General features: G+C 71.1%; 21 protein-coding genes. All 21 read right to left on the reverse strand.

The genetic code is table 11. The annotated features are described in order from the left end of the window. Positions 1-89: 89 nt before the first annotated feature. Positions 90-1,538: a pyruvate kinase gene (gene pyk, locus ACPEH0_RS02860; protein ID WP_217531877.1), complete on the reverse strand. Its 1,449-nt coding sequence runs from the start codon at positions 1,536-1,538 to the stop codon at positions 90-92. Positions 1,539-1,587: 49 nt separating this feature from the next. After that, positions 1,588-3,054, reverse strand: coding sequence for a glutamate synthase subunit beta (locus ACPEH0_RS02865; RefSeq protein ID WP_366213066.1), 1,467 nt, complete (start codon positions 3,052-3,054; stop codon positions 1,588-1,590). Then, on the reverse strand, positions 3,047-7,651 hold the full coding sequence (gene gltB / locus ACPEH0_RS02870; RefSeq protein WP_217531881.1) for a glutamate synthase large subunit: 4,605 nt from the start codon (positions 7,649-7,651) through the stop codon (positions 3,047-3,049). Before gltB ends, ACPEH0_RS02865 begins: the two co-directional genes overlap by 8 nt. A 53-nt stretch (positions 7,652-7,704) precedes the next feature. Then, complete coding sequence (gene lgt, locus ACPEH0_RS02875) at positions 7,705-8,676, reverse strand: prolipoprotein diacylglyceryl transferase (RefSeq protein WP_366213065.1); 972 nt, start codon at positions 8,674-8,676, stop codon at positions 7,705-7,707. A 10-nt stretch (positions 8,677-8,686) separates the two neighbouring features. Continuing rightward, complete coding sequence (trpA, locus tag ACPEH0_RS02880; protein ID WP_217531885.1) at positions 8,687-9,487, reverse strand: tryptophan synthase subunit alpha; 801 nt, start codon at positions 9,485-9,487, stop codon at positions 8,687-8,689. Continuing rightward, positions 9,484-10,743 (reverse strand): tryptophan synthase subunit beta, encoded by a 1,260-nt coding sequence (gene trpB, locus ACPEH0_RS02885; protein ID WP_366213064.1) that lies wholly within the window; start codon positions 10,741-10,743, stop codon positions 9,484-9,486. The genes trpA and trpB overlap by 4 nt, the downstream gene beginning before the upstream one ends. Further along, positions 10,740-11,516: an indole-3-glycerol phosphate synthase TrpC gene (trpC, locus tag ACPEH0_RS02890; protein ID WP_366213063.1), complete on the reverse strand. Its 777-nt coding sequence runs from the start codon at positions 11,514-11,516 to the stop codon at positions 10,740-10,742. The genes trpB and trpC overlap by 4 nt, the downstream gene beginning before the upstream one ends. Position 11,517: 1 nt before the next feature. Beyond that, positions 11,518-11,745, reverse strand: coding sequence for a DUF6704 family protein (locus ACPEH0_RS02895; RefSeq protein ID WP_217531891.1), 228 nt, complete (start codon positions 11,743-11,745; stop codon positions 11,518-11,520). A gap of 86 nt (positions 11,746-11,831) precedes the next feature. Then, positions 11,832-12,422 (reverse strand): Trp biosynthesis-associated membrane protein, encoded by a 591-nt coding sequence (locus ACPEH0_RS02900; RefSeq protein WP_217531893.1) that lies wholly within the window; start codon positions 12,420-12,422, stop codon positions 11,832-11,834. Continuing rightward, positions 12,419-12,778, reverse strand: coding sequence for a phosphoribosyl-AMP cyclohydrolase (hisI, locus tag ACPEH0_RS02905; RefSeq protein ID WP_064002052.1), 360 nt, complete (start codon positions 12,776-12,778; stop codon positions 12,419-12,421). Before hisI ends, ACPEH0_RS02900 begins: the two co-directional genes overlap by 4 nt. Beyond that, positions 12,775-13,539, reverse strand: a complete 765-nt coding sequence (gene hisF, locus ACPEH0_RS02910; protein WP_217531895.1) for an imidazole glycerol phosphate synthase subunit HisF — start codon at positions 13,537-13,539, stop codon at positions 12,775-12,777. Before hisF ends, hisI begins: the two co-directional genes overlap by 4 nt. A gap of 1 nt (position 13,540) precedes the next feature. Continuing rightward, positions 13,541-14,383: an ATP phosphoribosyltransferase gene (gene hisG / locus ACPEH0_RS02915; protein ID WP_217531897.1), complete on the reverse strand. Its 843-nt coding sequence runs from the start codon at positions 14,381-14,383 to the stop codon at positions 13,541-13,543. A 45-nt stretch (positions 14,384-14,428) separates the two neighbouring features. Continuing rightward, complete coding sequence (locus ACPEH0_RS02920; RefSeq protein WP_064002055.1) at positions 14,429-14,692, reverse strand: phosphoribosyl-ATP diphosphatase; 264 nt, start codon at positions 14,690-14,692, stop codon at positions 14,429-14,431. Positions 14,693-14,744: 52 nt separating this feature from the next. Then, a complete protein-coding gene (rpe, locus tag ACPEH0_RS02925; protein WP_217531899.1) occupies positions 14,745-15,428 on the reverse strand; it encodes a ribulose-phosphate 3-epimerase in 684 nt (227 codons plus the stop codon). A gap of 32 nt (positions 15,429-15,460) precedes the next feature. Further along, complete coding sequence (locus tag ACPEH0_RS02930; RefSeq protein WP_217531901.1) at positions 15,461-16,816, reverse strand: RsmB/NOP family class I SAM-dependent RNA methyltransferase; 1,356 nt, start codon at positions 16,814-16,816, stop codon at positions 15,461-15,463. Further along, complete coding sequence (gene fmt, locus ACPEH0_RS02935; protein ID WP_366213062.1) at positions 16,813-17,745, reverse strand: methionyl-tRNA formyltransferase; 933 nt, start codon at positions 17,743-17,745, stop codon at positions 16,813-16,815. Before fmt ends, ACPEH0_RS02930 begins: the two co-directional genes overlap by 4 nt. Positions 17,746-17,753: 8 nt before the next feature. After that, on the reverse strand, positions 17,754-19,703 hold the full coding sequence (locus ACPEH0_RS02940) for a primosomal protein N' (RefSeq protein ID WP_366213061.1): 1,950 nt from the start codon (positions 19,701-19,703) through the stop codon (positions 17,754-17,756). Between the two features lie 4 nt (positions 19,704-19,707). Continuing rightward, positions 19,708-20,901 carry a methionine adenosyltransferase gene (gene metK / locus ACPEH0_RS02945; protein WP_217531907.1) on the reverse strand — a complete coding sequence of 398 codons (1,194 nt, stop codon included), beginning with the start codon at positions 20,899-20,901 and terminating at the stop codon, positions 19,708-19,710. 116 nt (positions 20,902-21,017) lie between these two features. Beyond that, a complete protein-coding gene (gene rpoZ, locus ACPEH0_RS02950) occupies positions 21,018-21,272 on the reverse strand; it encodes a DNA-directed RNA polymerase subunit omega (RefSeq protein ID WP_064002061.1) in 255 nt (84 codons plus the stop codon). 108 nt (positions 21,273-21,380) lie between these two features. Next, a complete protein-coding gene (locus ACPEH0_RS02955; RefSeq protein WP_217531909.1) occupies positions 21,381-21,920 on the reverse strand; it encodes a CoA-binding protein in 540 nt (179 codons plus the stop codon). Continuing rightward, positions 21,917-23,254 (reverse strand): O-acetylhomoserine aminocarboxypropyltransferase/cysteine synthase family protein, encoded by a 1,338-nt coding sequence (locus ACPEH0_RS02960; RefSeq protein WP_217531911.1) that lies wholly within the window; start codon positions 23,252-23,254, stop codon positions 21,917-21,919. Before ACPEH0_RS02960 ends, ACPEH0_RS02955 begins: the two co-directional genes overlap by 4 nt. Positions 23,255-23,274 lie beyond the last annotated feature (20 nt).

The raw sequence follows: 23,274 nt of genomic DNA on the forward strand, positions 1-23,274 counted from the left end.
CTCCGGCCGGAGGCCTTCCGCCGTGGCATCCCGAGTGCTAGAAAGCGGGCAGTCCCGAGGGACTGCCCGCTTCCGATGACCGTGAGGCGTCAGCTCTCCGCCTTGTAGATCGGTGCCTTGCCGTGGACGGCGTCGCCGATCTTGTGGATGCGGATGTCGTTGGTCGCCCCGATGATCCCGGGAGGGGAACCGGAGATGACCACGACCTTGTCGCCCTCCTCGAGGAGGCCGCGCGAGAGGAAGTAGTCGTCGACCTGCAGGAACATGAGGTCCGTGTGTGCCACATGCTCGACGAGGGCCGACTGGATGCCCCACGTGATCGCCATACGGCGACGGATCGCCGGGTCGATCGCGAACGCCAGCATCGGGATGCCGGGGCGCAACCGCGACATGCGGCGGGCGGTGTCTCCCGACTCGGTGAACAGGCAGATGAACTTCGCCTCGACGAACTCGGCCACCTCGTTGGCAGCGAGGGTGATGATGCCACCCTGCGTGCGGGGCTTGGCCGTCAGCGGCGGGATGCGCTCGAGCCCGTGGGTCTCGGTGGCATCGATGATGCGCGCCATCGTCTCGACGACGCCGACGGGGTGCTTGCCGACGCTCGTCTCGCCCGAGAGCATGACGGCGTCCGCACCGTCGAGGACGGCGTTGGCGACGTCACTGGTCTCGGCGCGGGTGGGGACGGGGTTCTCGATCATCGTCTCGAGCATCTGCGTCGCGACGATGACGGGCTTGGCCATGCGGCGGCAGAGCTCGACCGCGCGCTTCTGCACGATGGGCACCGCCTCCAGCGGGAGCTCGACGCCCAGGTCGCCGCGGGCGACCATGATGCCGTCGAACGCGTCGATGATCTCCTCGAGCGCGTCGACCGCCTGCGGCTTCTCGATCTTGGCGATGACGGGGACCTTGCGTCCCTCCTCCGCCATGATCTCGTGCACGCGCGTCACGTCGGCGGCGTTGCGCACGAACGAGAGGGCGATGATGTCGGCCCCGGCGCGCAGACCCCAGCGGAGGTCGGCCTCGTCCTTCTCGGAGAGGGCCGGGACGTTGACGGCGACACCGGGCAGGTTGATGCCCTTGTTGTTCGACACGTAGCCCGCGACGATGACCTCGGTCGTGACGACGGGGCCCTCGACACCGGTGACCTGGACGCGGACCTTGCCGTCGTCGATCAGGAGGAAGTCACCCTTCTTCACGTCGTCGGGCAGACCCTTGAAGGTCGTGCCGACGATCTCCTTCGTGCCGGCGATGTCCTCGGTCGTGATCTTGAAGACGTCGCCCACGGCGAGGAAGTGGGGGCCTTCGGCGAAGCGACCGAGACGGATCTTCGGTCCCTGAAGGTCCACGAGGACGGCGACGGCACGGCCGGCGTCGTCCGACGCCTTCCGGACGTTGGCCAGTCGGGCGTCGTGGTCGGCGTAGTCGCCGTGGCTGAGGTTGAAACGGGTCACGTCCACACCGGCGTCGATGATCGCGCGGACCATCTCATAGCTCTCGGTGGCGGGACCCAGCGTGGCGACGATCTTCGCGCGTCTCACAGAAATAGCTCCGTCGGGTAGTGATTCGGGATCTGGGATCGGTTCCAGCCTAGGCGTGCGGGAGACCGATCGCGACGTCGGTCGGACGGACCGGCGCCGGGAGGCTGGTCGACCCCATGAGGTACTCGTCGACAGCCGAAGCGGCCGCGCGTCCCTCCGCGATCGCCCAGACGATGAGGGACTGGCCACGCCCGGCATCCCCCGCCACGAACACGCCCGGGGCGGTCGACTGCCAGTCATCGGCACGCTCGACGTTGCCGCGCGTGTCGAACACCGTGCCGAGCTGCTCCTCGAGGGCGGTGCGTTCGGGGCCGGTGAAGCCCATCGCGATGAGGACGAGGTCGGCGGGGATCTCGCGCTCGGTCCCGCTCTTGGGGACGCGGCGGCCGTCGACGAACTCGGTCTCGGCCACGCGCAGGGCACGCACCTCGCCCGCCTCGTTGCCGAGGAACTCGACCGTCGAGGCGAGGTAGGAGCGTTCGCCGCCCTCTTCGTGCGCCGAGGCGACCTCGAAGATCGTGGGCATCATGGGCCACGGCTGGTGGTCCGGCCGCGACTCCGGCGGCTGCTTGCCGATCGCGAGGTTGGTGACGCTCAGCGCGCCCTGGCGGTGAGCGGTGCCGATGCAGTCCGCACCGGTGTCGCCACCTCCGATGACGACGACGTGCTTGCCCTCGGCGTGGATCTGGTGGGGAACCTGGTCGCCCGCGACGGCCTTGTTGGACTCGACGAGGTACTCCATGGCGAAGTGCACCCCGTCGAGGTCGCGCCCGGGGATCGCCAGGTCGCGCGGAACGGTGGCGCCGGTGGCGACGACGACCGCGTCGTAGCGGGCGCGCAGGTCCGCCCACGACAGGTCCTTGCCGATCTCGACCCCCGCGCGGAAGCGGGTGCCCTCGTCGCGCATCTGACGCAGGCGCGTCTCGAGGTGTCGCTTCTCCATCTTGAAGTCCGGGATGCCGTAGCGCAGCAGACCGCCGATGCGGTCGTCGCGCTCGTACACGGCCACGGTGTGACCGGCGCGGGTCAGCTGCTGAGCGGCGGCGAGACCCGCGGGCCCCGAGCCGACGACCGCGACCGTCTTGCCGGTGAGGCGCCCGGGGGGCTCGGCCTCGACCCAGCCGTTGGCGAAGGCCTCGTCGATCGTCGAGACCTCGATCTGCTTGATCGTGACGGCCGGCTGGTTGATGCCGAGCACGCAGGAGCTCTCGCAGGGGGCCGGGCACAGTCGACCCGTGAACTCGGGGAAGTTGTTCGTCGCGTGCAGCCGCTCGATGGCCGCACGACCCTCGCCGCGCCACGTGAGGTCGTTCCACTCCGGGATGAGGTTGCCGAGCGGGCAGCCCTGGTGGCAGAACGGTACGCCGCAGTCCATGCAGCGGCCGGCCTGTCGGCGGAGCACGGCCTGGTCGCCCTGCTCGTACACCTCCTTCCAGTCCATGATGCGGACGGGAACGGGCCGGCGCGGCGGCAGCTCGCGCTCGGTGACTTTGAGGAAGCCCTTCGGATCAGCCACCGGTCACCTCCAGGATGCGGGTCCAGACGACGTCGCTGTCGGGGTCGAGCCCCTCAGCGGCCGCCTCTTGGCGGGTTTTCAGAACGGCCGCGTAGTCCCGCGGCAGGACCCGAGTGAAGTTCGCGACCTCGGTGTCGAGGTTCGCGAGCAGTCGCTCGGCGAGGTCCGATCCGGTCTCCTCGGTGTGACGGCTCAGCAGGTCGCGGAGGATCTCGACGTCGCCGGCACCCAGCTCGAGCAGCTCGAGTTCGCCGGTCGCGAGCGCCTCGCGGTTGATGAGCGCCCGGTCGAGCCGGTAGATGTAGGCCGAACCGCCCGACATGCCCGCCCCGAGGTTGCGCCCGGTCGGGCCGAGGATGACGGCGAGTCCCCCGGTCATGTACTCGAGCGCGTGGTCGCCGACACCCTCGACGACCGCGGTCGCGCCGGAGTTGCGGACGAGGAACCGCTCGCCGACGACGCCGCGCAGGAACATCGAGCCCCGCGTCGCGCCGTAGCCGATGACGTTGCCGGCGATGACGTTCTTCGACGCGTCGAAGGTCGCCGCACGCGGCGGCCGGACGACGATCTCGCCGCCGGAGAGTCCCTTGCCGACGTAGTCGTTCGAGTCGCCCTCCAGGCGCAGCGCGATCCCCGACGGGAGGAACGCGCCGAAGGACTGCCCCGCCGACCCGGTCAGGTTGACCTCGATCGTGCCGGAGGGCAGACCGTTCTCGCCGTGCACCTTGGTGACGTGGTGGCCGAGCATCGTGCCGACGGCGCGCTCGGTGTTGCGCACCGGCAGGTCGATCGTCAGGTGGCCGCCGTGCTCGACGACGTCGCGCGCCCGGTCGAGCAGGGCGACGTCGAAGTGCTCCTCGAGCTCGTGCTCCTGCTCCTGCACCCGGCGTCGCGGCGCGTCGTCGGAGAAGGCGGGACCCCGCAGGATGGGCGACAGGTCGAGGCCGTGCGCCTTCCAGTGGTCGACGGCGGGCTGCACGTCGAGGACCTCGGTGTGCCCCACGGCCTCGTCGATCGAGCGGAAGCCGAGCTCGGCGAGGTACTCGCGGACCTCCTGGGCGATGAACTCCATAAAGTTGACGACGTGCTCCGCCTTGCCCGTGAAGCGCTTGCGCAGCTCGGGGTTCTGCGTCGCGACACCCACGGGGCAGGTGTCGAGGTGGCAGACGCGCATCATGATGCACCCCTCCACCACGAGCGCGCTCGTCGCGAAACCGAACTCCTCGGCGCCCAGGAGCGCGGCGATGAGCACGTCGCGCCCGGTCTTGAGCTGACCGTCGGCCTGCACGACGACGCGGCCGCGCATGTCGTTGATCATCAGCGTCTGCTGCGTCTCCGCAAGACCGAGCTCCCACGGGGTGCCCGCGTGCTTGAGGGAGTTGAGCGGGCTCGCGCCCGTCCCCCCGTCATGACCGGAGACGAGGATGACGTCGGCCAGCGCCTTCGCGGTGCCGGCCGCGACCGCGCCGATGCCCGACTGGCTCACGAGCTTGACGTGCACCCGCGCGGACGGGTTGGCGCGCTTCAGGTCGAAGATGAGCTGCTTGAGGTCTTCGATCGAGTAGATGTCGTGGTGCGGCGGCGGCGAGATCAGGCCGACGCCCGGGGTGCCGCCGCGCGTGCGGGCGATCCACGGGTACACCTTGCCGGGGGGCAGCTGACCGCCTTCGCCGGGCTTGGCGCCCTGGGCGAGCTTGATCTGGATGTCGTCGGCGTGCGTCAGGTACATGCTCGTGACACCGAAGCGTCCCGACGCGACCTGCTTGATGGAGCTGCGCCGCTCGGGGTCGAGCAGACGATCGACGTCCTCGCCGCCTTCACCCGTGTTGGACTTCGCGCCGAGACGGTTCATCGCGATCGCGAGGGTCTCGTGCGCCTCCTTCGAGATCGAGCCGTAGCTCATCGCGCCCGTCGAGAAGCGCTTGACGATCGAGGACACCGGCTCGACCTCGTCGATCGGCACCGCCGGACGCACCCCGGTCTTGAGGCGGAACAGTCCGCGGAGCGTCTTGAGCTCGGCGGCCTGCTCGTCGATCAGGTGGGTGTACTCGCGGAAGATGTCGTACCGACGGGTCCGCGTCGCGTGCTGCAGACGGAAGATCGTATCGGGGTTGAAGAGGTGCGGCGAGCCGTCGCGACGCCACTGGTACTCGCCACCGGTCCACAGCCGCTCGTGCGCACGGGCGGCCTGGTCCGCCGGGTAGGCGAACTCGTGACGGGCCAGGTTCTCGCGCGAGATCTCCTCGATCCCGATTCCGCCGAGCTTCGTCTCGGTGCCGGTGAAGTAGGTGTCGACGAACTCCTGCGACAGGCCGACGGCCTCGAAGACCTGCGCTCCCGCGTACGAGGACACCGTCGAGATGCCCATCTTCGACATGATCTTCAGCACGCCCTTGCCGAGCGCGTAGATCAGGTTCCGGACGGCCTTCTCGGGCTCGACACCGGTGATGTATCCGGCGCGGACGAGGTACTCGACCGTCTCCATCGCGAGGTACGGGTTGACCGCCGACGCGCCGTAGCCGATCAGGGTCGCGACGTGGTGCACCTCGCGCACATCACCGGCCTCGACGACGAGACCGACCTTCATGCGGTTCTCGTTGCGGATGAGGTGGTGGTGCACCGACGAGAGCGTCAGCAGGGACGGGATCGGAACCAGGTCCGAGGTGGAGTCGCGGTCGCTGAGGATGATGAACTCGACACCGTCGGCGATGGCGGCATCCACTTCGGCGTTGATCTCGTCGAGGCGCGCACGGAGCGAGTCCGCGTCGTCGTCGGCGCGGTAGAGACCGCGGATCGTGATGGAGCGCCGACCGGGCAAGGCGCGGTCGATGTTCTGCAGCTTCGCGAGTTCGTCGTTGTCGATGACCGGGAAGTCGAGCGTGATGACACGGGTGTGGTCCGGTCCGGATGCCAGCAGGTTGCGCTCGGGACCGAGGCCGAGCCCGAGCGAGGTGACGACCTCTTCACGGATGGAGTCCAGCGGCGGGTTCGTCACCTGGGCGAACTGCTGCACGAAGTAGTCGAACAGCAGGCGGGGACGCTCACTGAGGACGGCGATGGGCGTGTCGGAGCCCATCGCTCCCAGCGGCTCGGCGCCCGTCTGGCCCATCGGCGTCAGGAGGATGCGGACCTCCTCCTCGGTGTAACCGAAGGTGCGCTGACGGCGCGTGATCGAGGCGATGGGGTGCACGATGTGCTCGCGCTCGGGGAGGTCCTTGAGGCGCACGCGACCCTCGTCGAGCCACTCCTGCCAGGGGTGGAGGGTGGCGAGGTCGCGCTTGATCTCGTCGTCCTCGACGATGCGGCCCTGGGCCGTGTCGACGACGAACATGCGCCCGGGTTGCAACCGGCCGCGGCGCTTGATGCGCTCGGGCTCGAAGTCGAGCACACCGGTCTCACTGCCGATGACGACGAGTCCGTCGGTGGTCTCGGTCCACCGACCCGGACGCAGACCGTTGCGGTCGAGCGTCGCCCCCACGAGCGAGCCGTCGGTGAAGATGAGGGCGGCCGGACCGTCCCACTGCTCCATCTGCATCGAGTGGTACTCGTAGAAGGCGCGCAGGTCGGCCGGGATGTCGGCCTGCTTCTCGTAAGCCTCGGGCACCATCATCATGATGGCGTGCGGCAGGCTGCGCCCGGTCAGCGTCAGCAGCTCGAGCACCTCGTCGAACGAGGCCGAGTCGCTCTGGCCCGGGCTGCAGATCGGCAGGAGCGGACGGATGTCGCCGAGCAGCTCGGACTCGAGCTGCGACTGACGCGCCCGCATCCAGTTGCGGTTGCCGTTGACGGTGTTGATCTCACCGTTGTGCGCCAGCATGCGCAGCGGCTGCGCGAGCGGCCACGATGGGAACGTGTTGGTGGAGTACCGCGAGTGGACGACGGCGAGCTCGGTCGCGAACCGCTCGTCCTGCAGGTCCGGGTAGAACGGCTCGAGCTGCAGGGTCGTGACCATGCCCTTGTAGCCGAGGGTGCGGCTCGAGAGCGAGACGAAGTAGGCGTCCAGCTCGTGCTGGGCGCGCTTGCGGAGGCGGTAGGTCCGCCGGTCGAGCGCGATGCCCGACAGCGCCGGCGCGTCGCCGACCGCCGGCCGCGACACGAACAGCTGCTCGAAGGCCGGACGGGCGTGGAACGCCAGCTTGCCGAGGTTCTCGTCGGCCGTCGGCACCACGCGCCAGCCGAGGACGGTGAGGCCCTCGCTCCGCGCGATCGCCTCGATCGCGCTCTTCTGGGCCGCGCGCTCGTCGTGGTCCGTCGGGAGGAACGCGAGACCTGCGGCGTACTCCCCCACGGGCGGCAGGTCGATGTCGACCACCGCGCGCAGGAACGCGTCGGGCATCTGCGTCAGGATGCCGGCGCCGTCACCGGTACCGGCATCCGACCCGATCGCGCCGCGGTGCTCGAGGTTGCGCAGCGCGGTGAGGGCGAGGTCCACGATGTCGTGGCCCGCCTCACCGCGCAGCGTCGCGACCATCGCCAGACCGCAGGCGTCCTTTTCGAACGCCGGGTTGTACATCCCCTGTTTCGCAGGGAACGAACCACCGGTGATGGTCCCGGCCGACCGGGTCGTGGTGTCTTCGTGACGGGAGCTCGAGGGCATGCCTACCGTCCTCACATGGGTGCTCAACCTGGGACGACGTCGGCCCTGCGGTGCTATCGGGTGGTGACTGAGCTTGTGGCCGAGTCGGAGGATTCTTCGGACGCGGGGGGTGCGCTCACGTCGACGAAGTCATCGGTTCCCTGCGAGTGTACCGCGCCCGGAGGCGTCCATTCGCGTCCCGGCTGATACGGCGACGGCTCGAACCCGGGGTGCCGGCGCTTCTGCACGATCATGATGACCAGACCCACGACGACGCCGAGGAACGATGCCCACACGTTCGTGCGCAGGCCGAGGAAGACCTCGCTCGGATCGATGCGGATGGACTCCCACGCGATGCGGCCGGCGGAGTACCACACGAGATACAGGCCGAACAGGCGACCCCACTGCAGCCGGAAGCGGCGACCCGCCGCGGCGATGATGATCACACCCATGACGTTCCAGATGACCTCGTAGAGGAAGGTCGGGTGGAAGAGGGTGCCTTCGGGCAGACCCGCCGGCCAGGCCGGGTTCGGGTACCTGATCTCCAGGCCCCACGGAAGGTCGGTGGGCAGGCCGTAGAGCTCCTGGTTGAACCAGTTGCCGAAGCGGCCGAACGCCTGCGCCAGCAGGAGCGCGGGCGCGAGCGCGTCGGCGAAGGTCCAGAAGCGGATGCCGCTCCACTTGCAGCCGAGCCACGCACCCACGGCGCCGCCGATCAGGGCGCCGAAGATGGCGATGCCGCCCTCCCAGATGCGGAAGATCGCCCACAGGTCCTTGTCCTCGCCGAAGTAGAACCCCGGGTGCGTGAGGACGTGGAAGATGCGTGCGCCGATGATGGCCAGCGGCACCGCGAGCAGCGCGATGTCGATGACGACCCACGGCTCCGCGCCGCGCTTGGTCAGACGGCGGTTGGTCCAGAACGTGGCCACCACGATGCCCGCGAGGATGCAGAGGGCGTAGAAGTAAATCGTCAGTGGGCCGAGCTGGAACGAGCTGATCGGCGGGCTGGGGATGCTCGCGACGAGGGAGAGGGCTGCAGAAGTCACGACGGCGAGTCTACGCGGTGCCCGGACGCGGACCTGCGCCGCGGGACAGCTCACGGGTCGTCGCGGCGAGGCCGTCCACACCGCCGTCGCGGAGCGCGCGCACGAGCGCGGTGCCCACGATGGCGCCGTCGGCGTAGTCGAGGACACCGTCGACTTGGTCGGCCGTCGAGATGCCGATGCCGACGCAGGCGTTCTCGACGCCGTGCGCGCGCAGGCGATCGACGAGGGCGCGGGCCGCGGCATCCAATTCCGTCCGCTCCCCCGTGATGCCCATCGTCGAGACGGTGTACACGAAACCGGTGGAGTGCTCGGCGATCATCCTGATGCGCTCGTCGGTCGAGGACGGTGCCGCGAGGAAGATGCGATCGAGCCCGGTGCGCTCGGACGCGGCGATCCACTCGGCCGCTGCGTCGGGCGTGATGTCGGGGGTGATGAGTCCCGCACCGCCGGCGGCGGCGAGGTCGTCGGCGAACCGGTCCACGCCGTACTGGAACACAGGATTCCAGTACGTCATGACGACGATCGGCACATCGACGCGTTCGGCGATGGCGCGGACGGCCGTGAACGTGTCGCGGAAGCGGAAGCCCGCCGCGAGGGCGGCCTGCGTGGCCTCCTGGATGACGACGCCGTCCATGACGGGGTCGGAGTAAGGCGGGCCGAGCTCGAGGATGTCCGCGCCGTTGTCGGCCAGGGCCACGGCGGCGTCGATGCTCGTCTGCAGGTCGGGGTATCCGATCGGGAGGTAACCGACGAACGCGCCCCGACCGGATTCCTTCGCGGCGGCGATCGCGGCGGCGACGCGCGAGGTCACAGCTCGACCCCTTCGCCGCTGCCGTGCTCGAGGTCGGCCGGGATCTCGACGGGCTCCTTGTCGGCGTCGTACAGCTCGAACCAGCGCGCGGCGGTGTCCATGTCCTTGTCGCCGCGGCCGGAGAGGTTGACGGCGAGGATCGCGTCCGGACCGAGCTCGCGGCCGATGCGGAGTGCGCCGGCGAGGGCGTGCGCCGATTCGATCGCGGGGATGATGCCCTCGGTGCGGCTCAGCAGGCGCAGCGCCTCCATGGCCTCGGTGTCGGTCGCGGGGATGTACTGCGCGCGGCCGATGCTCGCGAGCCACGCGTGCTCGGGCCCGACGCCCGGGTAGTCGAGGCCGGCGGAGATCGAGTGCGACTCGGTCGTCTGCCCGTCCTCGTCCTGCAGGACGAAGGTCTTCGCACCGTGGAGGATGCCGGGACGGCCGCGTTCGATGGACGCCGCGTGCTTCGGCGTGTCGACGCCGTCACCGGCAGCTTCCACTCCGTACAGCGCGACGCCTTCGTCGTCGAGGAACGCGTCGAACATGCCTATCGCGTTCGACCCGCCGCCGACGCACGCGATGACGGCGTCGGGGAGGCGGCCGGTCTCGTCGAGGAGCTGCTGACGCGCCTCCTCGCTGATGACCTTCTGGAAGTCGCGCACCATCGCGGGGAACGGGTGCGGGCCCGCGGCGGTGCCGAAGATGTAGTTGGTCGTCTCGACCGAGGCGACCCAGTCGCGGTACGCCTCGTTGATGGCGTCCTTGAGGGTGCGGGAGCCGGTCGTGACCGGCACGACCTCAGCGCCCAGCAGCCTCATCCGAGCGACGTTGAGGGCCTGGCGCTCGGTGTCGACCTCGCCCATGTAGATCGTGCACTCGAAGCCGAACAGCGCGGCGGCGGTCGCGGTGGCGACGCCGTGCTGGCCGGCGCCGGTCTCGGCGATGACCCGCTTCTTGCCGAGCTTCTGCGTGATGAGCGCCTGACCGATCACGTTGTTGATCTTGTGCGACCCGGTGTGGTTGAGGTCCTCGCGCTTGAGGAAGATGCGTGCGCCGCCGGCGTGCTCGGCGAACCGTGGCACCTCGGTGAGGGCGGAGGGCCGCCCCGCGTAGACGTTCAGCAAGCGGGCGAACTCGGCCGCGAAGGCGGGGTCGGCCTTCGCGTCCTCGTAGACCGCCGTGAGCTCGTCGATCGCCGCGATCAGCGACTCGGGCATGTATCGCCCGCCGAACTCGCCGAAGAAGGGACCGTTCACTGCGCGAAGACTCATGAGCCTGCCTCCAGGAAGGCGGCGAGCGTCGACACGGGGTCGTTCGTGACGAGCGCTTCGCCGATCAGGACGACGTCGGCGCCGGCGCCGCGGTAATGGGCGACGTCGGCGGGTGAGAGCACGGCGGACTCGGCGATCTTGATCACGCCGTCCGGCAGCTCGGGGGCGAGCCGGCCGAAGAGGTCCCGGTCGAGCTCGAAGGTGGAGAGGTTGCGGGCGTTGACACCCACCAGGCGCGCGCCGATGTCGCCCGCGCGCGCGACCTCTTCGGCGGAATGGGTCTCGACGAGCGGCGTCATGCCGAGTTCGACGACGAGGTCGTACAGCTCGGCCAGCACGCGCTGCTCGAGACCCGCCACGATGAGGAGAACGAGGTCGGCGCCGGCGGCGCGGGCCTCGAACACCTGGTACGGCGTCGCGATGAAGTCCTTGCGGAGCACCGGGAGGGTGACGGCTGCCCGCACCGACTCGAGGTCGGCGAGCGAACCCTTGAACTTGCGCCCCTCGGTGAGCACCGAGATCGCGGACGCTCCCCCGATCTCGTAGCGACGCGCCTGCAGCGCGGGATCGGGGATGTCAGCGAGATCACCGCGCGACGGGCTCGCGCGCTTGACCTCGGCAATGATCTTGACGCTGTCGGCGGGGGCGAGAGCGGCCAGCGCATCGATGGCGGCAGGCCGCGCGAGCGCGAGCTTCTCCACCACGGCCAGGGGGCGGACGGTCTCCCGCTCCCGTGCATCCTCCACCGCGCCGGCCGTCAGGTCGGCGAGCACGTCAGTGCTGCTTCGAGACGGTCTTGGATCCGCCGACGCCGTAGCCCGCCTTGGTCATGATGTAGCCGACGATGAGGCCGATGACCAGCAGGACGACCGAGAGCCAGACCATGAGCGGCATCTCGAGGAAGAAGAAAACGGTGCCGATCGTCAGGGCGATGAGCATGATGACGACCGTCGTCCATGCCGCCGGGGAGTGTCCGTGGCCGGGGTCCTCGATGCCGCTCATTGTTCTCCTTCGCATGCAGGTTCGGGGCGGCCGGAGCCGCACCACCAGTCTAGCGGGGCGGGCACCCTCCCCCCGCCCCGGACGCGTCAGCTCGTCGGATCCTCACCGCGGGACAGGTCGTCCCAGGAATCGATGCTGTCGCGGGGGCCGGTCCCCGCGGCCCCCGTCGTGCGGTACTTGCGGCCGCCGGCGCTCCACCGGTGGGCGGTCGCGAGGATGAGGACGCCGCCCAGCACGATGAGGACGGATGCCGCGGCCGTCACCCCGGGCCAGGGCGTCGCCGTGATCCCGGACACGATGCCGGAGATACCCTGCGCGCCGCTGAGGCCCGTGGCATCCGTCACCGGCCCTGCGACGGCGTCGATGGGCTGCTCCGCTGCGATGCGGTACGAGCCCCAGCCGAGCCCCGCCCCCAGGCCGATCGCGACGACCGCGAAGACGTAGCGGAGCGCACGCCCGACGATCGTGAGCGCGAGGCCGAGCGCGAGCGCGGCGAGGCTGAGCGGCGCGAGCACCGCCAGCGCGTCGGCGCCGGGGACCGGGACCGCGAGCTGCGAGCCGTCGTTCAAGGTCGCGTTCAGCCAGGTCTGGGTCGACCCGATGATGCCGACCGCGCCGCCGAGGAGGATCGCCAGCACGGCGGACAGTCGCATCCGGCGCGCGGTGGCCTCGGTCACGAGAACTCGCCGATCACGGGGTCGAGGTCGTCGGCGTCGAAGCACGTGCGGTCGCCGGTGTGGCAGGCGGCCCCGACCTGCTCGACGCTCACGAGGAGGGTGTCGCCGTCGCAGTCGAGGCGCACGCCGCGGACGAACTGCGCGTGGCCGGAGGTGTCGCCCTTGCGCCAGTACTCCTGCCGGGACCGCGACCAGAACGTCACGCGACCCTCGGTCAGCGTGCGGCGGAGGGCCTCGGCATCCATCCACCCCAGCATGAGGACCTCGCGCGTGTCGTGCTGCTGCACGATCGCGGGCACGAGGCCGTCGGCGTTGTAGACGACCCGCGCCATGCGTTCGTCGATCGATCCGGTCATCGCCGCACCTCCACACCCGAGGCCGCGAGGGCCTGTTTCACATTGCCGACGGTCAGCTGGCCGGAGTGGAAGACGGATGCCGCGAGCACCGCGTCGGCGCCGGCCTCGATCGCCGGGGCGAAGTGCGCCGCGTCGCCGGCGCCGCCCGAGGCGATCACGGGCACGGACGAGACCTCGCGCATGAGGGCGACGAGCTCGAGGTCGAAACCGTCCTTCGTACCGTCCGCGTCGATCGAGTTGACGAGGAGCTCGCCCGCACCGCGCTCGATCGCCTCACGCGCCCAGGCGAGCGCGTCGAGGTCGGTCAGGGTGCGGCCGCCGTGGGTCGTGACGGCGAACCCGGAGGCAGTGTGCGGTGCGCGCTTGACGTCGAGCGACAGGACGAGCACCTGCGCGCCGAACCGGTCGGCGATCTCGCCGAGGAGCTCCGGCCGCGCGATGGCCGCCGAGTTCACGCCGACCTTGTCGGCACCGACGCCGAGGAGGCGGGCGACGTCCTCGGCCGAGCGCACGCCGCCGCCGACCGTGAGTGGGATGAAGACCTGCTCGGCGGTGCGCTGCACGACGTCGTAGGTCGTGTCGCGCGCGTCGACGGTCGCGGTGACGTCGAGGAAGGTGATCTCGTCCGCACCCTGCTCGTAGTACCGGCGGGCGAGTTCGACGGGGTCGCCCATCTCGCGCAGGTTCTCGAAGTTGACGCCCTTCACGACCTTGCCGGCGGCCACGTCGAGGCACGGGATGACCCGGCAGACGAGCGACACGTCAGAGCCTCGCGTTGTGGATCGCCGTCACGAGGATCGCGCGGGCGCCGATCTCGTACAGCGCGTCCATGACCTGGTTCACGGTCTTGCGCGGGCTCATGACGCGCACGGCCACCCACTCCGGGTCGCGCAGCGGCGAGATCGTCGGGGACTCGATGCCCGGGGTCAGCGCGACCGCCTGGTCGACGAGGTGCGCCGGCAGGTCGTAGTCGATGAGCACGTAGCGGCGGGCGACCATCACGCCGCGCAGGCGCCGCAGCAGCGTCTCGGTGCCGGGCGCCTCGGTCGGGGCGCCGATGAGGACCGCCTCGGACTCGAGCAGGACGGGGCCGAAGATCTCGAGCCCGGCCTGGCGGAGCGTCGTCCCCGTCGAGACGACGTCGGCGACGGCATCCGCCACCCCCAGCTGCACGGCGGACTCGACCGCTCCGTCGAGGGGCACGAGGTCCACAGCCACGCCGTGCTCGTCGAGGTAGCCGTCGACGAGGCCCGGGTAGGCCGTCGCGACACGCAGACCGTCGAGGTCGGAGAGCTCGGTGAAGCGTCCTGGAGGACCGGCGAATCGGAACGTCGAGCCGCCGAAGCCGAGCTGCTCGATCTCGCGGGCCCCCGGCATCCGGGCGTCCAGCAGCAGGTCGCGGCCGGTGATCCCGACGTCGAGCGCGCCGGAACCGACGTAGGTCGCGATGTCCTTCGGACGGAGGTAGAAGAACTCGACGTCGTTGACGGGGTCGATGACGTGGAGGTCCTTGGGGTCACGTCGGCCGGTGTACCCGGCTTCGGCGAGCATCCCCGCCGTGGTCTCGGCGAGCATGCCCTTGTTGGGGACGGCGATGCGCAGCATGGAACGTCTTTCGGTGTGAGGTATGCGGACGGCGGGAAGGACCGATCAGAGATGTCGGTACACGTCCTCGAGCGTCAGCCCCTTCGCGAGCATCAGCACCTGCAGGTGGTACAGCAGCTGCGAGATCTCCTCGGCCGTCTCGGCGTCGGACTGGTATTCGGCGGCCATCCAGACCTCGGCCGCCTCTTCGACGATCTTCTTGCCGATCGCGTGGACGCCCCGGTCGAGCTGCGCGACGGTTCCGGATCCCTCGGGACGGGTCTGCGCCGTCTCGGTCAGCTCGGAGAACAGTCCGTCAAAGGTCTTCACACCATCCAGGGTACCGGCACGGCGCCGCGGTCCGGTTCCCGTGACGAGGCCGTCAGTGCCGGTGAGCGGATGCCGCGGCCGACCGGAGGGCGCGGATCGCCGCGCCGGGGTCCTCGGCGCCGAACACCGCGGAGCCCGCCACGAACGTGTCGGCCCCGGCCTCCGCCGCCTGCGCGATGGTCGACTCGCCGATACCGCCGTCGACCTGCAACCAGACCTGCGACCCGCGCCGGCGCGCCTCGTCGGCCAGGCGACGGAGCTTCGGCATCTGGTCGGCCATGAAGCTCTGCCCTCCGAAGCCGGGCTCGACGGTCATCACGAGGATCTGGTCGAACTCGTCGAGCACGTCGAAGAGCTGCTCGACGGGGGTCGCCGGCTTCACGGCGACACCGGCGCGCGCCCCGATGTCACGCAGGCGCCGCGCGAGCGCGACGGGTTCGGCGGCCGCTTCGAGGTGGAAGGTGACGGATGCCGCGCCGATCTCGGCGTAGCCCGGCGCCCACCGGTCGGCGTCGCTGATCATGAGGTGCACGTCGAGCGGCACCGGACTGGTCGCCTGGATGCGCTCGACCATCTGCGGGCCGAACGTCAGGTTGGGGACGAAGTGGTTGTCCATCACATCGACGTGGACGAAGTCCGCCGACGCGATGCGGGCGAGCTCGGCCTGCATGTTCACGAAGTCGGCGGCGAGGATGCTGGGGTTGATGCGTACGTCGGAATGGGCCACGTCAGCCATTATCCCGGCGCCCCGTCGTCTTTCCTGCAGAGTCACGAACGGCGCAGGAGCCAGATCGACATGGCGTCGGTCGCGTGACGGTGCGGCCACAGCTGCGCGCGACCGGAACCGTCGGCCGGTGCGGCGAGATCGATGTCGCCGCCGGAGATCTCACGGAGCACCGCGCGGGCGTCGAGCTGGGTGATCTCGGCGCCGAAACGACGCTCGACCTCGGCCACCACACCCGCCGTCTCGGCCAGGTGCGGGGAGCACGTGACGTAGGCGACGACCCCGCCGGGAGCGAGCGCGTCGACCGCCGCGGTGAGGAGCTCGGTCTGCAACTGCGTGAGCTCGGGGACGTCGGCGGGGGCCTTGCGCCACCGCGCCTCGGGGCGCCGACGGAGGGCACCGAGTCCGGTGCACGGCGCGTCGACGAGGATGCGATCGTAGACGCCCCGCCCGGCACGCGAGCGGCCGTCCTCCTCCGACACCGGCACCTCGAGCGGGACCGCGGCGACCGACTGGCGCACCAGTCGCGCGCGTGCCGGGGAGAGCTCGTTCGCCTCGAGCCGGGCGTCGTGCGCGACCGCCTCGGCCGCGAGGACCGCCGTCTTGCCGCCCGGAGCGGCGCACAGGTCGAGCCAGCGCTCGCCCTTGCGGACGGGCAGCGCACGGGACAACGCGAGGGCGGCGAGCTGGGACCCCTCGTCCTGGACGCGCACAGCGCCGCCCGAGGCGCGCACGATGCGATCGGGGTCACCGCCGGCGAGCCGGAAGCCCAGCGGCGAGAACGGCGTGCGATCGGCGTCCGCCGGGATCTCGCCCACGCCCGGGAGGGCCGACAGCGTCACCGTGGGCGCGGCGTTGTCCGCCGCCAGCAGGTCGAGCAGCTCCGCCTCGCGCCCCTCCGCGGCGAGGGCGCGTCGGAAGGCGCGGATGATCCAGACGGGATGGGCAAAGCGCACCGACAGCCGCTCGTCGTCGGAGCGGGCAGCATCCTCGATGCGCGACAGCCACTCCTCCTCGTCCCGCTCGGACACGCGGCGCAGGACGGCGTTCGCGAAACCCGTCGCACGACGTCCGGCGACGCGCCCCACGAGGTCGACCGTCTCGTGGACCGCGGCGTGCGCGGGGACGCGCGTCGCCAGCAGCTGATGCGCCCCCAGCCGCAGCGCGTCCAGGACGGCGGGGTCGATGCCCGAGACCGGGCGTGCCGCGGCGATCTCGATGATCGCGTCGTAGGTGCCCACCCGGCGGAGCGTGCCGTAGGTGAGTTCGGTGGCGAGGGCGGCATCCGCCGTCGAAAGCCGGGCACGCTCGAGTTCGCGCGGGAGCAGGAGGTTGGCGTAGGCGTCCTCCGCACCGACCGCGTGGATGACGGTGTACGCGACGTCGCGTGCGGCGGTCACGACGACTCCCCCGGCAGGTCGACGCGCGGATCGTCGGACCGGAGGCCACGCCACCAGTCCGCGGCGGGCATGGCGCCCTTGCCGGCGGGCTGCACGGTGCGCAGGAGCAGCGTCCCCTCCCCCGTCCCGACGAGCACGTCACGGCCGACGAGGGCGAGCCGGCCGACCTCGAGGCCGGTGTCGGGACCGCGCAGGGCCGCGTGGATCTTCACACGTGCGCCGCCGACGGAGAGGTACGCGCCGGGTTCGGGGGTCGTCCCGCGGAAGCGGTCGACGACCCGGTCGGCGGGCTGCGTCAGGTCGAGCGCACCGTCCGCCTGCGTGAGCTTGGGCGCGAGCGTCGGCTCCCCCTGCTGCGGGGTCGGGGCGGCGGTGCCGTCATCGATCGCGTCGACGACGCCGGACACCAGCTGAGCACCCGAGACCGCCAGGTCGGCGAGCACGTCACCTGCGGTCGCCCCGCGCGGGACGTCGTAGCGCATCTCGTCGTACACGTCGCCCGCATCCAGGGCCGGGACGAGCTGGAACACGGCGGCGCCCGTCACCCGGTCGCCCGCGATGAGCGCGTGCTGCACCGGCGCGGCGCCGCGCCACTTGGGAAGGAGCGAGAAGTGCAGGTTGATCCATCCGTGCCGGGGCGTCGAGAGCAGGGGCTCCCGCACGAGACCGCCGTACGCGACGATGACACCGAGGTCCGCGCCGAGGGCGGCGATCTCGGCGGTCGCCGCTTCGTCGAGCCGGTCGGCCTTGACGACGGTCAGTCCGAGCTCCTCGGCCGCCACCGCGACGGGGGACGGCGTCAGCACGCGCTTGCGTCCGACGGGGGCATCGCGACGGGTGACGACGCCGACGATCTCGTGGGACGAGGCGGCGAGGGCGCGGAGCGAGGGGACGGCCGGTTCGGGGGTTCCGGCGAAAACGACGCGCATTCAGGTCCTCACAGATCGAGCTCGGGCACATCGAGCCGAACCCTGAGTGTAGTCCGCGGCCCCGGACCCCGCCGTCGACCGCGGACGGCGTCGGCGACGACCGAGGCCCGCAGCTGCTCGGCCACCGCCCGCCCGTGCGCGTAGTCGACCCGCACGAGCGCCCGCGCGCCGTCGTCGGTCGGCACCGGCCCCAGCACGCTGAGGGGACCCAGGCCCGGAACCGCCTCGCGCAGCTCGGCGAGGGCGCGGTCGACGGATGCCGCGGCCCCCTCGACGGCGGCGACCCGGACCGTCGGCGGCATGAGCAGCGGCGCCCGATCGGACAGTTCCGCGCGCGCGTAGGCCGCGTGCGTCCAGGTCGCGAGCGCGCGGGCAACCGGACCGGTGACCCCGACGAGGTGGACCGGAGCGCCGGGCGCCGCCAGGGCGGCGGCGTTCGACCACCACCGGAGGCACGACTCGCCGATGCGCAGCTGCTCGGCCATGAGCATCTTGTCGCCGTCCAGGAGGATCACCGCGCGGTACCCACCCTCGGCGGGCGGCTCCGCGCCCCGCGTCGCGATGACGAGGGCGGGACGGGCGTCGACGGACACGACGGGGTGATCGCCGTCGGCGACGACGACCCGGATGCCGGGGAACGCCCGCCCGAGCTCGTCGGCGGTCCGCTCGCTGCCCGACGACACCATCCGGAACCGCGTTCCCTGGCAGTTCGCGCAGGTCCAGTTCGGCGCCGACCGACCGCACCAGCCGCAGTCCGGGGTGGCTCCGGGCCGGCGCGCGCGGAGTGGGCCCGCGCAGTGCCGACACCGCGCCGGGTGACGGCACTCGGCGCACACGAGCACGGGCGAGTACCCCGGACGGGCGACCTGCACGAGCACGGGACCGTGCTGCAGGGCTTCGCGCGCGGCGGCGAAGGCCGCGGACGGTACGCGGGCGCCCCGGTACTCGGCCTCGTGCGTGGCCGACAGGACGACCCGCGGGCTGACGCGACGCTGCGCGGGCAGCTCGCGCACCCAGCCGAGCTGCACGAGACGTTCGACGTCCGTCGTCCGGGTGTGACCGGCGAAGACGAGGGCGGAGTGCTCCTCCTCCTGCCGCACGAGCGCCGCATCGCGGGCGTGGACCCCGGGACTCAGCGGCTCGGCGAGCAGCGGGTCGCCGTCGTCCCACAGGAGGACCGCGCCGACGTCGTGGGCCGGGGCGTAGACGCTCGATCGGTTGCCCACCACGATGCAGGGCGCGGGGCTCAGCATGCGGAGGTAGGTCGCGAAGCGCTCCGGACCCGACCGCCGGGCGTCGTCGCGGATGACGGCGTCCGCCGGCACGAGCGCCGCGAGCGCCTGCAGGACCTGCGACTGGTCGCGGTGGTCCGGCACGACGATGAGCGCGCTCCGGCCGCCGTCCAGGACGAGGGTCGCGAGCGACGCGAGCAGATCCGCCCACGCGCCGCGCAGCTGCCCGGGCGAGGGATGCGGGGGCGCATCCACCGCGAGCCGCTCCCCCGCGAGCACCGCATCGGCGAGCCCGGGGTATGCCGATGCCACCGCACGTGCGCGGGTCGCGGCATCCGGGTCCACCGTCGGCGCCGCGGGCGGCTCCGCGGCCACCCACGCCTTCTCGGCGCGCACCATCCGTTTGGGGACAGCCAGACGCAGGATGTCGCTCGCCGAGCCGGCGGCGCGGTCCGCCACGCGTCGGGCGAGCCGGTAGAGCCCGTCGGGGAGGATCGGGACGAGGGAGACGACCGCGGCGACCTCGGACAGCGGTCTCCCGCCCGGCTCGACCTCGGCGCGCTCGATGACCCAGGCCTCGACCACGCGTCCGGCGCTCCGAAGCGGCACCTTCACACGCACGCCCGGGCGGACGTCCTCCCGGAGGGCGCTCGGGACGGCGTAGTCGAAGAGCCGATCGAGCTGCGGCAGCGGCGAGTCGATGAGGACCCGCGCGACGTCGATCACGGGGTCAGAGACCGGCGGCGGCCCGCAACGCGTCGACGCGGTCGGTGCGCTCCCAGGTGAACTCGGGGAGTTCGCGCCCGAAGTGGCCGTACGCGGCGGTCTGCGCGTAGATGGGACGCAGCAGGTCGAGGTCGTCGATGATCGCCTGCGGACGCAGGTCGAACACGTCGCGGATCGCGGCCGTGATCGCCTCGTCGGAGACGTGACCGGTGCCGAACGTCTCGACGTAGAGCCCGACCGGCGCGGCGCGGCCGATGGCGTACGCCACCTGCACCTCGAGACGATCGGCCAGACCCGCCGCGACCGCGTTCTTGGCGACCCAGCGCATCGCATACGCCGCCGAACGGTCGACCTTGGACGGGTCCTTGCCGCTGAATGCCCCGCCGCCGTGTCGGGCGGCGCCGCCGTAGGTGTCGATGATGATCTTGCGTCCCGTCAGGCCCGCATCGCCCTTCGGACCGCCGACGACGAAGGGGCCTGCCGGGTTGATGACGTACCGGACGTCCGAGACGTCGAGCCCCGTCTGGGCGAGGACGGGGTCGATGACCTCGGCCTGGACCGCCGCGCGGAGCGCCGGCAGCGAGATGTCGGGGTGGTGCTGCGTCGACAGCACCACGGTGTCGACGGTGCGCGGGGTCGTGCCCTCGTACCCGAGCGTGACCTGCGTCTTGCCGTCGGGACGGAGGAAGGGCAGAGCGCCGCTGCGGCGGGCGTCGGTCAGCCGCTCGGCGAGGCGGTGCGCCGTCCAGATCGCGGTCGGCATGTACTGCGGCGTCTCGTTCGTGGCGTAGCCGAACATGATGCCCTGATCGCCCGCCCCGAGCGCGTCGACGGGGTCCACCGAACCGCCTTCGCGGTGCTCGAGCGCGTTGTCGACACCCGCGGCGATGTCGCCGGACTGCTCGCCGATCGAGACCGTCACGCCGCAGGAGTCGCCGTCGAAGCCGGTCTCGGACGAGGTGTAGCCGATGCGGTTCACGACACGACGGACGATCCCGGGGATGTCGACGTAGCCGTCGGTGCGCACCTCGCCCGCGACATGGACGAGCCCCGTGGTGACGAGGGTCTCGACGGCGACGCGGCTGCCGGGGTCGACCTCGAGCAGGGCGTCGAGGATGCTGTCGGAGATCTGGTCGCAGATCTTGTCGGGGTGACCTTCGGTCACGGACTCCGACGTGAACAGGCGCAGCGCGGTCATCGGTCCTCCAGAGGGCGGATCGGGGGTGTGGAAACCATCATGCCCGCGGTCCCCGACACCGGGGATTCGCGGGCATGAGGATGACGCCGTGTGGCGCCCGGGTCATGACGTCGAGGTCACTCGGCCGCGCGCAGGCGCAGCTTGTCCTCGTGGATCTCGTGGAGGGCGATCGTGAGGGGCTTGTCCTCGACGTTCGAGTCGACGAGGGGGCCCACGTTGTCGAAGAGGTTGCCCTCGTGGAGGTCCGAGTAGTAGTCGTTGATCTGACGCGCACGCTTGGATGCGTAGATCACGAGCTGGTACTTCGAGTCGACCTTGTCGAGCAGTGCGTCGATGGGCGGGTCGATGATGCCCTGGTCACGGTTGGCCATGGTGGTCCTCCAGGATCGGTGAGGCGAGAAGACTGCACGGACGCGCGTGTGCGCGGCGCGGCATCCCGCCAGTCTACAGGGCGCGCGGTGGTTCCGCCGCGCGGGCGGTCACCGGCTGAGCAGCTGCCGCTTCGAGCTCAGCACTCCGGTGTCGAACCCGGCGAGGTGGAGCCCGCCGTGGAAGCGCGCGTGCTCGATCTTGACGCAGCGGTCCATGACGACCGACAGTCCCGCGTCCGCGGCGATCTTCGCGGCTCCCTCGTGCCACGAGCCGAGCTGCAGCCAGAGGGTCGAGGCACCGGCATCCACCGCCTCCTGGGCGACGCCCGGCAGGTCGTCGTGCTTTCGGAACACGTCGACGATGTCGGGGGCGACGGGGAGGTCGGCGAGCGAGGCGTACGCGGGCTGCCCGAGGATCTCAGTGGCCCGCGGGTTGACGTAGTACACGTCGTACGGCGAACTCCCCCGCAGGTAAGTCGCGACGAAGTAGCTCGCCCGCGCCGGGTTGTCGGAGGCGCCGACGATCGCGATCGTCTTCGCGCGGCGGAGGATCTCGAACCGCTCCTGCGCTCCGGCCGACGGCCACGTGCGGGGGGCGGAGTGGTGCCCGGCGGGCGTGGGCAGGGCGCACGCGTTCGTGTCGCTCATCGGCTGACTCCTGTGGCTCGGGTGAGGGCCTGATCGAGGTCCCAGATGATGTCCTCGGGGTCTTCGAGACCGACCGAGATGCGGATGAGGTCGGCGGGGACGCCGGCGGCGACGAGCTGCTCGGCGCTCAGCTGCTGGTGCGTCGTCGAGGCGGGGTGGATGACGAGGGTCCGCGCGTCGCCGATGTTGGCCAGGTGGGAGGCGAGCTGCAGCGCGTCGATGACGGCCTCACCGGCGCGGCGTCCCGCGGCCACCCGCTCCGCCTCGGTCGACGTCTCGTCGCCCGCCTTCACGCCGAACGCGAAGACCGACCCCGGTCCGAGCGGCAGGTACTTCTGCGCCCGCGCGTGGTGCGGATGACCGGGAAGCCCCGCCCACGTCACGAACGAGACGCGGGGGTCGGAGTCCAGCCACTCGGCGACGATGCGCGCATTCGCGAGATGCGCGTCGATGCGCTGCGGCAAGGTCTCGACGCCCTGCAGCAGCAGGAACGCGGAGTGCGGGCTGAGCGCCGCACCGATGTCGCGGAGCTGCTCGGTGCGGAGCTTGGTGAGGAAGCCGTACTCGCCGAAGTTGTCCCACCAGCGGATGCCGCCGTAGGAGGCCACCGGCTCGGTCATCTGCGGGAACTTCCCGTTGCCCCAGTCGAACGTCCCCTTCTCGACGACCACGCCGCCGAGGGTGGTGCCGTGCCCGCCGAGGAACTTGGTGACCGAATGGATGACGATGTCCGCGCCGTGCTCGAGCGGCCGGGCGAGGTAGGGGGTCGCGAGGGTCGAGTCGACGACGAGCGGGATGCCGGCCGCGTGAGCGACCTCGGCGAGCCCCTCGATGTCGGCGATCTCGCCCGACGGGTTGCCGATCGTCTCGACGTAGAGGACCTTCGTCTCGGGCCGGATCGCCGCGGCGTAGTCGGCCGGATCGCTCGAGGCGACGAACGTGGTGTCGACGCCGAAGCGGCGGAGCGTCACGTCGAGCTGCGTGACGGTGCCGCCGTAGAGCTGCGCCGACGCGACGACGTGGTCGCCGACGCCGACCAGGGCGGCGAACGTGATGAACTCCGCACTCATCCCCGACGCCGTCGCGACCGCGCCGATCCCACCCTCGAGCGATGCGAGGCGCTCCTCGAGCGCGGCGACGGTGGGGTTGCCGATGCGGGAGTAGATGTTGCCGTACTTCTGCAGCGCGAAGAGGTTCGCGGCATCCGTCGCGTCGTCGAAGACGAACGAGGAGGTCTGGTAGATCGGCACGACGCGGGCGCCGGTGGCGGCATCCGGGGTCCCTCCGGCGTGAAGGGCGCGGGTGCGGAAGCCGAAGCGGTGTTCGTCGGTCATGTCTTCTCTCTCGGGATGCC

It is taken from the genome of Microbacterium sp. NPDC079356 (assembly GCF_049545465.1).
GTDB lineage: Bacteria > Actinomycetota > Actinomycetes > Actinomycetales > Microbacteriaceae > Microbacterium > Microbacterium gawkjiense.

What these genes read in the sequence shown, in the direction of transcription:
- gltB (WP_217531881.1), bottom strand. Translation starts at nt 7,651, where the DNA reads ATGCCCTCGAGCTCCCGTCACGAAGACACCACGACCCGGTCGGCCGGG.
- trpB (WP_366213064.1), bottom strand. Translation starts at nt 10,743, where the DNA reads ATGAGTCTTCGCGCAGTGAACGGTCCCTTCTTCGGCGAGTTCGGCGGG.
- ACPEH0_RS02895 (WP_217531891.1), bottom strand. Translation starts at nt 11,745, where the DNA reads ATGAGCGGCATCGAGGACCCCGGCCACGGACACTCCCCGGCGGCATGG.
- hisI (WP_064002052.1), bottom strand. Translation starts at nt 12,778, where the DNA reads ATGACCGGATCGATCGACGAACGCATGGCGCGGGTCGTCTACAACGCC.
- hisG (WP_217531897.1), bottom strand. Translation starts at nt 14,383, where the DNA reads ATGCTGCGCATCGCCGTCCCCAACAAGGGCATGCTCGCCGAGACCACG.
- rpe (WP_217531899.1), bottom strand. Translation starts at nt 15,428, where the DNA reads ATGGCTGACGTGGCCCATTCCGACGTACGCATCAACCCCAGCATCCTC.
- fmt (WP_366213062.1), bottom strand. Translation starts at nt 17,745, where the DNA reads ATGCGCGTCGTTTTCGCCGGAACCCCCGAACCGGCCGTCCCCTCGCTC.
- metK (WP_217531907.1), bottom strand. Translation starts at nt 20,901, where the DNA reads ATGACCGCGCTGCGCCTGTTCACGTCGGAGTCCGTGACCGAAGGTCAC.
- rpoZ (WP_064002061.1), bottom strand. Translation starts at nt 21,272, where the DNA reads ATGGCCAACCGTGACCAGGGCATCATCGACCCGCCCATCGACGCACTG.
- ACPEH0_RS02955 (WP_217531909.1), bottom strand. Translation starts at nt 21,920, where the DNA reads ATGAGCGACACGAACGCGTGCGCCCTGCCCACGCCCGCCGGGCACCAC.
- ACPEH0_RS02960 (WP_217531911.1), bottom strand. Translation starts at nt 23,254, where the DNA reads ATGACCGACGAACACCGCTTCGGCTTCCGCACCCGCGCCCTTCACGCC.